This window comes from Candidatus Thermoplasmatota archaeon (assembly GCA_035541015.1).
GTDB lineage: Archaea > Thermoplasmatota > SW-10-69-26 > JACQPN01 > JAIVGT01 > DATLFM01.
In genome coordinates this window covers 1-13,361 of record DATLFM010000076.1, presented here as the reverse complement: position 1 = coordinate 13,361, position 13,361 = coordinate 1, and the positions used below count along the sequence as shown (strand labels likewise).

The window sequence follows — 13,361 nt, the reverse complement described above, 5'->3', positions numbered from 1 at the left end:
CCCATATACAGCGAGGCGGGGATGGCGTGCGACTGCGGCGGTTCCTGGAACGGGCCGGGAAGGAAGCCGTAGGCCCGTTCGAGTGCCAGGACGTCGAGGTTCGAGACGCAGCGCCGGGCGCCCTTGAGGTTCTGCTCCATCGCGTCGCCCTGGACGTCCGTGTGCCCAAGGCCAAGGGCGTGGCCGAACTCGTGCAGGACGAAGTTGAATCGCTCGTCGTTTGTCGTGAGCACGCTTGCGCCTACGTACGGCGGCACGAGGACCACGACCGGCCCGTCGATCCGTCCGCGCAGGAACGCGGGGCATGCGTCGCCCGCCGCCTCGCAAACGGCTTTGGCGACGCCGGCTTGGCGCAGGGCGAATCCGGCGCCGCAATCGGGCAACGGGCATGCGTACCCGCCCGCGGTCTGGACGAAATCCGTGACGAGGATGTCGGGAGCGACGGTCGCGGGCACGAGCGGGAGCGACAACGAGGGGAACGCCTGCTCCCAGAGCGCGATCGCCTGCCGGGCGATGCCGGGGTACGCCGGGTGGTGGAAGAGAAGCCCGACGGAAAGCTCGGTCTTGCCCCAGGCGCCGAAGATGGCGATCTGCGCGGTGGGCTCGTCCTGGGCGCTCACGCCGGGCAGGGTTGCGGCGGCCAGCAGAAGGATCGAGGCCAAAAGGGGACGGCGGCGGGCGTGCACGGGGCTTCAGGTCCGTGGGCCACCATAAGCACGTTCCGAGAACCCTCGCAACGGAGGCCTAAGCGCCCGTGAGGTTCACGATGGCGGTGGCGACCTCGCCGTCGGCGTCCTCGAGCGCCTTCACCGCCTTCTCGCGCGGAACCTTCGCCTGCTCCATGACGAGCGCGACGTCGGCCTCGCTGAACGATGGGACCGCGGGGCCGGGAGACGTCCCGCCGGCCGCCGGAGCGGCGGCTGCGGCTGGAGCGGCCGGCGCGCCGCTTCCGGTTCCCGGCGCGCGATCGACGATCTTGGGCGTGCCCGCGATCTGGTAGGTGAGCGATCCCTGGGCCTTCATCATGGTGACCTCGGCGTCGATGAAGACATACTCCTTCGCCTTTGTCGTGATCACGATGCGCTCGACGTCCTCGAGCGTCTTCACGTCGATCCCAAGTTGCTTCATCATGGCCGAGAGCTTGCGCGGATCCATGCGGCCGCCGGGGAACATGCGCTCGCGATGCCCCGGCGCTTGCATAAAGGTTTATGGAGGCACGGAGGGATGGGCGCCCGATGATGGATCCGCGCGAGACCGCCGTGCTCGACGGGAACGCGGCGGCCCTTGGCGTTCCCACGTGGCGCCTCATGGAGGCGGCGGGGCGCGCGGTGGCCGCGCAGGTCCTCGCGCTCTCGCCCCGCCGCGTGCTCGTGCTCTGCGGTCCGGGCAACAACGGCGGCGACGGTCTCGTGGCCGCGCGCGTGCTCTCGGCGCACGGGCCCGTGTCCGTCGTGACCTCGCATCCGGCCGCGCGCCTTCGCGGCCTCGCGCGCGAAGCGCTTCGGCTCTTGCCGCGCGACGTTCCGGTCGTCGAGGGCCCGTCGCAGGGACGGCTCGAGGGCATGCTCGCCGAGGCCGACGTCGTTGTGGACGCGCTCGTGGGCGCGGGGCTTGCCGGGCCCCTGCGCGAGCCGGTTCGCGGCATGGTCGAGGCGGCCAACCGGCGCGCCCGCCGCATCGTCTCGGTCGACGTTCCCTCCGGCCTGGGCCACGACGGGGCCGTGCGTCCCGTGCTGACCGTGGCGCTCCACGACGTCAAGGAGGGCACGACCGAGGCCAACTCGGGCCGCATCGTGGTGGCCGACATCGGGATTCCGCCGGAGGCGTCGCGGTTCACGGGACCCGGCGAGCTTGCGCTCTACCCGAGCCCGTCGGCCACGCAGCACAAGGGCGAAGCGGGCGTCGTGCTCGTGTTGGGCGGCGGGCCGTACACGGGGGCGCCCATCCTCTCCGCGCTCGGGGCGCTTCGGGCCGGCGCCGGGATGGCAGTCGTCCTCTCGCCGCGGCGCGCCGCCGAGATCGTTTCGGCGGCAAGCCCCAACATCGTCGTCCGTTCCCTCAACAACTACGATCTCGACCTTGGCGATCGGGAGAACCTGCCCGACTTCGAGCAGTGGCTCGCGCGGGCCGACGCCGTCGTGATCGGGCCGGGCATCGGCCGCTCGGAGACGGCAAGCCACAGCGTGAGCTTCGCGATGGACCGCTTCCGGGAGCTGCGCAAGCCCGTCGTCGTGGACGCCGACGGCCTGCACGCGCTTGCGCGCGAGAAGCGGCAGCTCACGCCGCTGTCCGTCGCCACGCCGCACGCGGGGGAGTTCAAGGCCCTCGCGGGCGAGCCTCCGCCGCCGGAGGACCGGCCGGACGAGCGAGCCCTTGCGGTCCGCACGCTCGCGCGGAGGCTCGACGGCACGGTTCTTCTCAAGGGCGCGACGACGATCGTGTCGGACAGCCGGCGCGAGAAGCTCAGCCGCGTCGGGTCGCCCGCCATGGCGGTGGGTGGGACAGGCGACGTGCTGTCGGGCGTGGTCGGGGCGCTTCTGGCCAAGCGCCTGTCGCCGTTTGATGCGGCCCGCGTGGGCGCCTACATCCAAGGGCGCGCCGGCGAGATCGCCTCGCAAGAACGATCCTACGGCATGCTGGCGACCGACCTTCTCGAAGCGATCCCGCGCGTGCTCCCGGCCGCGCCGCGGCGTCAACTATAAGTCCGGCCGCGCGCAAGCCTCCGCGTGCGACTTACGCCGGCCGTTCCGGAACGTGCGCTTGTCCTCCACGGCGACGAGGACGTGCTCCTCGTCGGAGATCTCCACGTGGGCCTCGAGGTGGAGCTTCGGCAGGAGGGGTTGCGCCTGCCCAGCCAAACCGAGCGGATGCGTGAGCGCCTCGCGCGCCTGCTGGACGAGAACGGCTGCCATCGCCTGGCCATCCTCGGGGACCTCAAGCACACGATCACGCACGCAAGCGGCGTGGAGTCCGCGGCGCTCGTGCGTCTGTTCGAGGGGCTGGACGTTCCGGTCGATCTCGTGCCGGGGAACCACGACGCGGATCTCCCTGAGCTTCCCCCGCACGTCACAAAGCATCCGGCCACGGGCATGCGGCTTGGGGACGTCGGCATCAGCCACGGCCACACGTGGCCCTCGGCCGACGTCCTGGCGGCGTCGGTCGTCGTGACGTGCCACAACCATCCCCACGTGAGCCTCGTGGACGAGCTTGGCCACCGCCACAAGGAGCCGTGCTGGGTCCGCGGCCCCTTCTCGCGGGCCGCCCGCGAGCGGTTCCCGGACCTGCCCCGCGGCGCCAAGTTCGTCGTGATGCCGAACTTCAACGACCTCCTGGGCGGCGTGGCGTTCAACGCCCTCGAAAAGGAGGAATACTTGGGTCCGCTCCTTCGCAACGGCGTCTTCGACGTCGAGAAGGCGAAGATCCACACGGTGGACGGCATCGACCTTGGCACGGTGGCCTCGCTCCGGCGCTACGCTGCGACCGGGCAGGGGCGACGCCGGCTGAGGGCGGGAGGACGACGAGGTCGATGAGCGAGTTCGAGCTCCTTGCTCCCCCGCTTCGCAGCCTGCTCTTGCGCGAGGGGTTCACGACGCCAACCGCCGCCCAGCGCATGGCCATCCCGCCGATCCTCGCCGGAAAGCACGTGCTGCTCCTTGCCGCCACGGGCATGGGAAAGACGGAGTCGGCCGTGCTGCCGGTCTTCCACCGCCACCTCGCGGCGCCGCGCAAGCGGGGCATCTCCATCCTCTACGTCACGCCCCTTCGCGCGCTCAACCGCGACCTCCTGGGCCGCCTTGCGTCCTGGGGAAAGGAGCTTGGGATCCCGGTCGCCGTGCGCCACGGCGACACGCCCGCGTCCGAGCGGCAGCGCCAAAGCCGCGACCCGCCGGCCATGCTCATCACGACGCCCGAGACCGTGCAGGTTCTCCTCACGGGCCGCAACCTCCGCGGCCATCTCGCGGCGCTTCGGTGCGTCGTCGTGGACGAGATCCACGAGCTTTCGGAGGACGAGCGGGGATCGCAGCTTGCCGTCGCGCTCGAGCGCCTTTGCCGCATCGCGGGCGAGTACCAGCGCGTGGGCCTCTCGGCGACGGTGGGGGACCCCGCCGCCGTGGCCGCGTTCCTGGGCGGCGTGGGGCGGGACGTGGAGGTGGTGAAGGTGCCGGTGGCCAAGCGGCTGTCGGTGCGCGTGGAGTCGCCCGAGCCCACCGTCGAGGACGAGGCGGACGCGACGCGCATCTACGCGCGGGCCGAGCCCACCGCCCACCTGAAGCGCGCCCTTGCGCTCGTCGAGTCGCACGAGGCCACGCTCTTGTTCGTCAACACGCGGGAGACGGCCGAGGTCCTTGCGGCGCGCATCCGCATGCTGCGGGGCGAATATCCGGTCGTCGTTCACCACGGCTCCCTCTCGCGGGACGTGCGCATCGCGGCCGAGCAGGGGTTCAAGCAGGCGCAGGCTCGCGCGCTCATCTGCACGAGCTCCATGGAGCTTGGCATCGACATCGGGCAGGCCGACCTCGTGCTGCAGTGGGGCTCCCCCCGCCAGGTCGCGCGCCTCGTGCAGCGCGTCGGCCGCGCGGGCCATCGCGCCGACCTCGTTTCAAACGGCGTCGTGATCGCGACCGACCCCGACGACGCGGCCGAGGCCCTCGTGATCGCGCGGCGCGCCATGGACGACAAGCTCGAACGTCCCGCGCTTCCCAAGGCCCCGCTCGACGTGCTGGCAAACCAGCTCGTGGCCATGGGCGTGGAGGGGCTGCGCGACCTCGACACGGCCTTCTCCATCGTCGCGCGCGCGGATCCCTTCCGGGACCTGCCGCGCGCGACCTTCGACGCGGTCGTCTCGCAGCTGCGCGAGCTTCGCCTGCTGTTTGCCGACGACGGCCATTACCGCCAGGGCAAGGCGGGGCTCTCGTACTTCTTCGAGAACCTGAGCATGATCCCCGACCGCCGCAGCTTCGACGTCGTGAACGTGGCCTCCGGCGGCAAGGTGGCCGTGCTCGACGAGGACTTCGTGGCGAACTTCATCGAGCCCCAGGCCGTGTTCATCTGCCAGGGGCGGCCCTGGCGCGTGCTCGAGATCGATTCGGAGAAGACGGCCATCCGCGTCGAGCAGGTCGCCGACCCCCTGGGCGCGATCCCAAGCTGGATCGGGGAGGAGATCCCGGTCCCCTTCGAAGTCGCCCAGGAGGTGGGGGCGCTCCGCAAGCGAATCGGCGGGATGCTCCTCGAGAAGGAGGCCGACGACGCCGTGACGGACCTTGCGCGCGAGCTTCCGGGGACGCACGCGGCGATCGCGCGGGTCGTGGGGCTCGTGCGGGAGCAGATGGGCCTCGTATCGGCCGAAGGAAAGGAGGCGCCCTCGTACGCCATCCCCACGGACACGGACGTCACGCTCGAGATCGGCGACGGCAAGGCGATCCTCAACGTGTGCCTGGGCACGAAGGGCAACGAGACGGTGGGGCGCGTCCTCTCGTCGCTCCTTTCCGCGCGCCTTGGCACGAGCGTGGGCCTCGACACGGACCCCTACCGCGTCATCCTCACGCTCCCCCGCGCCGCCCGCGGGCCGCTCGTGAAGCAGGCGCTCGACGGCATCGACCCCGACGGTCTTGACCCCCTCGTCCACCTGATCGTGACCGGGTCGGGCTACCTCCGCTACCGCATGCTCCAGGTGGCGCGCAAGTTCGGCGCGCTCTCGCGGGAGGCGGACTGGCGGCGCGTGCGGGCCGAGAAGCTCGTGGAGCTTTTCCGGGGCACGCCCATCCACGACGAGGCCCTCCGGGAGATCCTTTCCGAGAAGCTCGACTTGGCCGTCGCGCGCGAGGCGCTTCGCAAGCTGCGCGACGGCTCGTGGACGCTCACCCAGCAGGGCCTCTCGCCCATCGGGCTTGCGGGGCTCGACGAGCGGCGCGAGCTCATCAGCCCGGCCCGTGCCGACGCCACCATCCTTCGCGCCGTGCACCAGCGCCTCTCCGAGGCCAAGGTCGTGCTCGCGTGCCTCAACTGCTGCTCCTGGACGAGCCGCACGCGGCCGGGCGATCTTCCCGAGCGCCCCCGCTGCGGCAAGTGCGGCGCGCTCACGCTTGCCGTCCTGCGGCCGTGGCACACGAACGCCTTGAAGCTCGTCGCGCGCCACGGAAACGGCAAGCGCCCGCGTCTTTCGGAGGACGAGCGCAAGGAGTGGCGGCGCCTCCACATGGCGGCGAACCTCGTCATGAGCCAGGGCCGCCGCGCCGTCATGGCGCTCGTGGCCCGCGGGGTCGGGCCGGAGACGGGCGCGCGCCTGCTGCTGCGCCAGCGCGAGGACGAGACGTCGTTCCTTCGCGACGTGCTGGAGGCCGAAGTGACGTACGCGAGGACGAGGGCGTTTTGGGATTGACGGGCTTACTGCGCACATGCGCAGTAACGCAGGCGCGGTCGTTGTCACCCGCGTGGTTTGCGCAAGAGACGATCCCGCGAACGGACGAACGTTGAAGTGCCCCGGCGCACGTTGCCGCCCCGTCGGGGGGCCGACACGAAGGGGGTTTGGCGCATGGCGTCGACACAGCGCGCAGGCAGGGTAGGCATCCGAACGTTCCTCTTGGCGGCGGCGCTCGTTCTTCCCGCGGCCACCGGCTTTGGCTCGACGGGCGTTGCGCCGGCGGCGGACGAACTCGAGATCGTGGGCGTTGTCCCGTGGGCCGGCTGCGGGGACCGCGACGAGTGGTTCGCGCGATGGTACGAGCGGGCGTGGAACGAGCACGGGCCCGGCGCGGCCGTGCCGCTCAAGTTCGAGCCCACGGACGAGGACCTCGCGCGCTACAACCTGCCGCCGCGCGACGTTCTGCTCGCCGGCGATTTCTCCGAGCCCACGATGGTCGACAAGGACGGGATCGTCGAGCGCGTGCCGCTTTCGAAGCTCCTCGACGCCTTCGCGCAGCCCGAGAGCCACGGCGGCCCTACCCCGGCGACCTTCGCCGGCACGGGGTGCCTTGGCATCCGACCCGGCGCGTGGCTTCTCCTGCTCACGGGCGGCATCGGCTGGTGCTCCATGGCCCACGTGTACGGGTCGCCCGGAAACTATCAGGTCTCCACGGCCGGCCACTGCGGCAACGTGGGCGACACGGCCACCGTCGTCGCCGCGCTGGGGAACCGCGATGGCGTTCTGCGGCCCATCCTCCTCAACTTCGGGAAGTTCTCGAAGAGCACGGGCGACGGCGGACTCGGCAAGGACTGGGCGCTCATCTCGGTCGATTCCGAGTTCCAGGGCCTCGTCTCGCCCACGATGTGCTTCTGGGGCGGGCCGCGCGGCACGTACACGCTCACGGGCGCCGTGGCGACCGTCACGCTCGGCTGGCGCTGGAACAGATTCCCGTACGTCACGGGCGCCTCCCCGTCGGTGACGCCAAACCCGCTTCTTGCCCAAGGCGTCGCGCACTACGGCCACGGCACGGGCATCGGCGCCGGCGGCACGCCGCGCGTGGGCGCCGCCATCCACTGGTGGTCCACCTACTTCGCCTTCTACGGCGCCATCGCGCCGGGCGACTCGGGCTCGGGCGCCAACACCTGGACGGGCGACGCGGTGGGCGCGAACATGGAGGCGGCGGGCATCCTCACGCACATCGTGCTCGTCGACCCGCCCGAGATCGCGAAGAACACGGGCGCGCTCATGATCGGGACGCGGGCCACACAGGTGACGGCCACGCTTGCCAACGGCCAGATCCTGCCCTACCCGGTCCCGGCGCCCGGCCTGCCCTAGGCTCGAAAGCCTGATCCCTGCCGGCCGCGGTGGGGGGCTCATGACCGCCCCCGCGGAACGCTCGCCCGAGACGCGCGCCATCCACGCGCGCAAGCGCAGCGGGAACGTCCCCCTGCCCGCGCCCATCCATCAGGCCGCGACCTTCGCGCTCGAAAGCTCGGCGCAGGGCGCGCGCTACGCGCGCGAGACCGCGCCCGAGCGGTTCTACACGCGGTGGGGCAACCCCACAACGCGCGAGCTCGAGGAGGCGCTTGCGGGCCTCGAGGGCGGCGAGGCGGGCCTCGTCACGGCAAGCGGCATGGGCGCCATCAGCGCGGCGGTGATCGCGACGATGGGCGGATCGGGGCACGTGGTCGCGCAACGGGCCTTGTACGCCGCGACGACGGAGCTCTTCGACCGCGTCCTTCCCCCGTTCGGGTGCTCGGTCAGCTACTTCGAGCCGGCCAAGCCGGAGACCCTCGATCGCGCCTTCCGCTCGGACACGAAGCTCGTGCTCGTCGAGACGCCCGCCAACCCGACCCTTGAGATCACCGATCTTGCGGCGGTGTGCGCGGCCGCTCGCCGTCGGGGCGTTCCCGTCCTGTGCGACAACACGTTTGCGACGCCGCTCAACCAGAGCCCGCTGGCCTTTGGCTGCACCGGGGTGCTGCACAGCTTGACGAAGTACGTGGGCGGTCACTCGGACGCGACGGGCGGAGCCGCGGTCGGTCCGCGTTCGTGGATCGACAAGGTCTGGTTCACGTACAAGATCCTCGGGGCTTCCCCCTCGCCGCACGAGGCGTGGCTGCTGCTGCGGGGCTTGAAGACGCTTGGCGTGCGCGTGGCACGGCACAACGAGAACGCGCAGCGCCTGGCCGAATTCCTCGAGCGCCACCCGAAGGTCGCACGCGTGCATTACCCGGGCCTGAAGACCTTCCCGCAGCACGCGCTCGCCGCGCGGCAGATGCGCGGATTCGGCGGCATGCTGTCCTTCGAGCTTGCCGGCGGCCACGAGGCGGCGGCGCGGTTCTGCGAGTCCGTCGATCTGGCCACCCTTGCGGTCTCGCTCGGCGGCGTGGAGACCCTGGTCCAGCACCCTGCGAGCATGACGCACGGCGTGCTGTCGGACGAGGAGCGCGCCCGCGGCGGCGTCGGTCCGGGCCTCGTGCGCGCAAGCGTGGGCATCGAGACGTTCGAGGACCTTCGCCGCGATTTCGAGCAGGCGCTCGAAAGGGCGTGAAGAAAGAACATGGATGGGGGGCCAGGGCCCCCCGGTGGTCGCATCGGGTTGCCTCCCAAATCCCGCTGCCGTTTTCCTCGAACGGGTGCCGAGGGCTTAACGGTTGTCGGGATTTCGTGTGGACCGTTTGCTCACGTGCGGCGTCGCCAGCCTGCGGCGATGGCTGCCGTCGCGACGGCGGCGGCCGCGGCGAGCAGGCCGGGCGCGGGCACGTCGCTTGTCGACGTGGATTGCGGCGTGTAACGTCCCAGTCCGCCCCCGCTTCCCGTGTAGGTGGGGCTTCCCGAAAGGCCAAGCGCGCGTCGCGTACCTTCGGTGCCTTGCATGTCGGAATCGCCAACCGACGGAGCGCCGGACATGCCGCCGGCGCTGTCCATGCGGCCCTCGGCGTAGGCGATGCCGTAGTATCCCGCGCCTTCGCCCTCCTGGAGCTCGACGTCGACGCGGTTGACGCCTTCGCGCGCCACGAACGTCTTTGCGGCCTGGAAGTGGTCCTTGGCGCCCGCGTGCACAACGTGGTAGCCCGGCCGCGCCTGGATCTTGTAGCTGCCGTGCTCGTCCGTCTGCGCGTGTCCCCAGTCGCCCGTGTCCTCGTTCCGGAGGGTGACGTAGGCGTTTGCGATGCCTTCCTTCGTGGTGGCGTCGACGATCCAGCCCTGGATGGTGGCCGTCGCCTCGGGACGGGGCTCCAGGCGGATCGCAAGCTCGAGGGATTGTCCGTCGGCAAGCACGCGAGCCTCGACCCACGGGTAGTGGGTGGAGCCGTGAGCCATCGCGGGCCGCGCGAGGTCGACGGCGCACGGCTCTTCCTGTCCCTCCGCGCAGTCCACGCCGACGGCGTGGTCGAGGCCCCAGCCCGAGCGGACCCAGACGAGCGTGTACCCTGGCTGGATGGGAACGGAGAAGCGTCCGTCGCGGCCGGTGGCCGCGCCGTTGTACTGGCCCCACTCGGCGTTTTCGAGGCCGACGAAGGCGTCGGCGATGGGCCTGCCGGTCTTGGCGTCCGTCACGACGCCGCGGACGGTCGCCGATTGCGGGGGGATCGCGCGCAGCCGCAGCGTCTCCTCCCGCGTCTCGCCCTCGTTCACGTCCATCTCCTCGTGGAAGCCGCGATACCCTTCGCGCCACACGCTCACCGCGTACGTGCCGCCGTACACGCGGATGGAGAAGCGGCCGTCGGATCCCGTGTTGGCCCAGCCTCCGTCGTTGCCGCGGTACTCCCCGTCGGGGGGCGCCGGCTCCACGTACGACGTCGATCCGGCCGCGCCTTCCGTGATGCAGACGTCGCCGCGACACGGATCCGGCTGGTGGACGCGGTACACGCCGACCGAGGCGTCCGAGAGCGGGCGGCCCGTGGCGGCGTCCACGACCACGCCGGTGACGGTCGCCGTCTTGGGTGGGAAGGGCCGAAGTGATACGTCGCGGCGCACGCTGGAAGACGCCTCGAAGCTCTCGTGGTGCGAGACGTAGTCTTCCTTCCAGACGGAAAGCCCGATCGGGCCGGGCGCCATGTCCACGCGGTAGGCGCCGTTTGCGTCGGTCATCGTGGACCCGCCGCTGCGCACCGAGGTCTCGTTCCCGCGCGCTTCGCTCCATACGTTGACCTGCGCGCCCTGGATCGCGACGCCGGTGTTGGCATCGCGTACGGTGCCGGAAACGGTGATCGTTCCCTGAGCGTCGACCGGCTGGGCAACGGCGACCATGGTGGCGGCCAAGGCGAGGACGGCAACGACGAGGATCTTGGAGGCCATGCGGATCGCATGGACAGAGGGGCCGCTTCCATATAAACGGGCGAGCGGATGTTCGGGGCCTGCCAAACGCGTGGCGGGGGAACCTTCTTGCCTGGCGCCGCCGCTTGTCCGCCGGAGGTGGCGCCGTGCGCCCGCTTGCGATTCTGGCTCCCGCGCTGCTCGTGGCTCCTTTGGCCTTGCCGCCGGCGCAGGCTCTGCTCCCCCCGGTCGTCCTCGCGGCCGATTCCCTACCCGGCAACGCGTTCTTCGCCGGGCGGGTCAACCTCTCGGCCGGGGGCACCCTGTCGCTTTCCATTCGCGTCGAGACGGCACAGTGGCCCGTGCACGACGGCTTTGGCTTCTGGCTTCTCACGGCCTCCGGCGTCCGCGTTCTCCACGGCGGCATCTTTGTGCTGGAGACGGAGCACAAGGCCTACGCGCAGACGGAGGTCGCGGGCATCCCCTTCGGCCACACGCTCGTCCAGCAGCGGTTCGGGGGAACCACGATCGTCACCGTTACGCTGCTCGTGGACGGCCTTTGGCCGGGCCCCTGGGTGTTCGCGGGCGCCGGCGCGAGCCCGGACGCGACGCGGCGCGTGTCGTTCGAGCTTCGGGGACCCGTCGGCGCGATCTTGGCGGCGTCCAACAACTCGACGAGCGCCCTGTTCGCGTACGACGAGGCGTTCCGCGGCGCGGCGCACGCGCAGTTCGCCTACGCGCCCACCATGACCCGCGCGGAGGCCGGCGTGGGCCTCTCCGTGCCGTTCCAGGCCTCGCAGCGGACCTTCGCCGCGTTTGTCGCCAATGGACAGGTCGCCCAAACGCGCGTGACGGGCCCGCAGGTTCCGTTCTCGTCGGGTCCCTGCCATTTCCTCTCGAACGCGCCGGCGGGCTCGTGGCAGTTCCACGCCTCCACGTTCGTGGGCGCGACGCCGGTCCTGCTCGCTCCGATCGGATTCCCATGCTCCTCGAGCGCGGCCGTCAACGCGGTCACCGCCACGACCTCCCCGGAGGGGCTCTTCCTCGTCGCCGCCGACGGTCCCTTCCCCTGACCGCTAGCCGTCGTCCTTGCGCGCAACGACGACCTGGCGCGTGAGGCTTTTGTGCACGCGTACGGCGTGGACCTCCTCCACCGTCAGCACCTCTCGCACGAGCGGGATCACGGCGGGATCCGGGAACGCCGCGACGAGCCTCCCGCCCGGACGAAGCGCTTTGGCGAAAGCGTCAAGCGCGCGACGGTACAGCGCCAGGCGGGGTTCGCGGTGTGAGGACGCGCCCCGGCCGTACGGAGGGTCCGTGAGGATCGCGTCCCACGGCGCGCCGGAAAGGGCGGCCTGCGCCGCGTCGGCCACGCGGCTTTCGTGTCGCACGCCGGCCGCCTCCAACGCGTGCGCGGCGCCTTCCACCATGCGGGGATCGAGGTCGCCCACGGTGACGCGCGCCCCCAGCAGGCCCGCCTCGATCGCAAGGCCGCCCGTGCCGCAGAACGGATCGAGGACCCGCTCCCCGGACCGCACGCGAGCGAGGTTGGCCATGCAGCGAGCCAAGCGCGGGTGGACCGTGATCGGGGCAAAGAACGGGCGACGCCGGACGTGGCGGGACTCGAAGGCGGCGCGGTCGACCCGATGCAGCAGCAGCCCGACGTGCGCGCGCGCGGCCAGCACCGCACGCACCTCGGTCTCCGGCGCGCGCAGGTCCACGCGCGCGGGCTGGGCAAGCCGGGCGCCGGCCTCTCGTTCGAGCGTCGCAACGGAAAGTTCGCGGCCGGCGCCGCCCATCCTCGTCGCGCGGACGGCAAACGTGGCGCCCAGGCGGCCTTTCGCCCCCGCGAGGGCCTCCAGGACGTCTTCCCGGCGGGCCGGCACGGAGGCCAGGTGCTCCAGGACGGAGTGGCTCATCGCAAGCCTGGGCAGCCACCCCTTCGCCTGGGGCGGGGCTTCCGCCACCAGAACGCCCTCGTCCTCGTCGAGGACGGCGGAGGGCCCGGCCAGCGAGAGGACCGCAAGCGCCTCGCGGGCCGGGAGGGTGGGGTGTTCGCCCGAAAGCTCGAACAGGAAGCGCACGCTTCGCGCACGATCCGCCCGGCGAAGAACTTTTCCGGCGACCGGGGGTTCGAGCGCCGTGCGCATCCTCCTGGCAAACCCCTACTTCCTGCCGTATCGCGGGGGGATCGAGCGGCGGCTCGACGGCCAGGCGCGGGAGCTTGCGCGGCAGGGCCACGAGGTCGCCGTGCTGTGCGCGCGGCTGCCAGGGACGAGCGCGCGGCAGCGCGACGACGGGTACGAGATCCTCCGCTGCCCATCGTTCGTGTGGTCGTCGTTCCCGTACAACCCGGCACCCCTTCTCTCCCGGCGCGTGCTCGAGACGGCCGCGTCGTTTTCGCCCGACGTCGTGGACTTCCACTACCGCTGGGCGCCCGATTGGACGCGCGCCATGCGGCGCGCAAGCGCGCGCGTTCCCCTCGTGGTCACGTGGCACAACGTGTTCGGCGAGGGCTCCGGCGTCCTTGGCCGGGTGAGCCGCGCCAACGACCGGCGCTACCTCCGCTTCGCGCGCTCGCACGCGCGCGCGATTGCGTGCGTGAGCGAGCACGTGCGCCGCGAGCTTGCCGACGAAGGCGCGCCCGCCTCGCAACTCGTGACGCTTCCCATGCTGGGCGTCGACGGGCCGCCCC

Annotated in this window: 11 protein-coding genes; 7 read left to right on the top strand and 4 right to left on the bottom strand. The window is 71.4% G+C overall.

Annotation, left to right across the window (positions count from 1 at the left end):
• Both VM681_06900 and VM681_06895 read right to left on the bottom strand, forming a co-directional pair.
• Positions 1-686, bottom strand: a 686-nt coding sequence (locus VM681_06900; protein ID HVL87714.1) for a matrixin family metalloprotease, incomplete at its 3' end; no start/stop codon positions are given.
• Positions 687-744: 58 nt separating this feature from the next.
• Entirely contained in the window at positions 745-1,173 is a 429-nt protein-coding gene (locus VM681_06895) for a nascent polypeptide-associated complex protein (protein HVL87713.1), read from the bottom strand.
• Between the two features lie 62 nt (positions 1,174-1,235).
• Between VM681_06895 and VM681_06890 the strand changes: the two genes are divergently transcribed.
• The 5 genes from VM681_06890 to VM681_06870 all read left to right on the top strand — a co-directional run bounded on the left by VM681_06890 (position 1,236) and on the right by VM681_06870 (position 8,957).
• On the top strand, positions 1,236-2,702 hold the full coding sequence (locus VM681_06890; GenBank protein ID HVL87712.1) for an NAD(P)H-hydrate dehydratase: 1,467 nt from the start codon (positions 1,236-1,238) through the stop codon (positions 2,700-2,702).
• A 24-nt stretch (positions 2,703-2,726) separates the two neighbouring features.
• Positions 2,727-3,530 carry a metallophosphoesterase gene (locus tag VM681_06885; protein ID HVL87711.1) on the top strand — a complete coding sequence of 268 codons (804 nt, stop codon included), beginning with the start codon at positions 2,727-2,729 and terminating at the stop codon, positions 3,528-3,530.
• Positions 3,527-6,379 (top strand): DEAD/DEAH box helicase, encoded by a 2,853-nt coding sequence (locus VM681_06880; protein ID HVL87710.1) that lies wholly within the window; start codon positions 3,527-3,529, stop codon positions 6,377-6,379. The genes VM681_06885 and VM681_06880 overlap by 4 nt, the downstream gene beginning before the upstream one ends.
• 153 nt (positions 6,380-6,532) lie before the next feature.
• Positions 6,533-7,738, top strand: coding sequence for a hypothetical protein (locus tag VM681_06875; protein ID HVL87709.1), 1,206 nt, complete (start codon positions 6,533-6,535; stop codon positions 7,736-7,738).
• A gap of 40 nt (positions 7,739-7,778) precedes the next feature.
• Positions 7,779-8,957 (top strand): aminotransferase class I/II-fold pyridoxal phosphate-dependent enzyme, encoded by a 1,179-nt coding sequence (locus VM681_06870; protein HVL87708.1) that lies wholly within the window; start codon positions 7,779-7,781, stop codon positions 8,955-8,957.
• Positions 8,958-9,088: 131 nt separating this feature from the next.
• Here the strand turns inward: VM681_06870 and VM681_06865 are convergent, their stop codons facing one another.
• Positions 9,089-10,708, bottom strand: a complete 1,620-nt coding sequence (locus tag VM681_06865; protein ID HVL87707.1) for a carboxypeptidase-like regulatory domain-containing protein — start codon at positions 10,706-10,708, stop codon at positions 9,089-9,091.
• Between the two features lie 125 nt (positions 10,709-10,833).
• Between VM681_06865 and VM681_06860 the strand changes: the two genes are divergently transcribed.
• The gene (locus tag VM681_06860) at positions 10,834-11,739 is read left to right on the top strand and encodes a hypothetical protein (protein HVL87706.1); all 906 of its coding nucleotides are present in this window, start codon (positions 10,834-10,836) and stop codon (positions 11,737-11,739) included.
• A gap of 3 nt (positions 11,740-11,742) precedes the next feature.
• On the opposite strand, the gene VM681_06855 is transcribed toward VM681_06860, so the two are convergent.
• A complete protein-coding gene (locus tag VM681_06855) occupies positions 11,743-12,750 on the bottom strand; it encodes a methyltransferase domain-containing protein (protein ID HVL87705.1) in 1,008 nt (335 codons plus the stop codon).
• Positions 12,751-12,808: 58 nt separating this feature from the next.
• Here VM681_06855 and VM681_06850 point away from each other — a divergent pair.
• Positions 12,809-13,361: glycosyltransferase family 4 protein (locus VM681_06850; protein HVL87704.1), on the top strand; the 553-nt coding region annotated here is incomplete at its 3' end.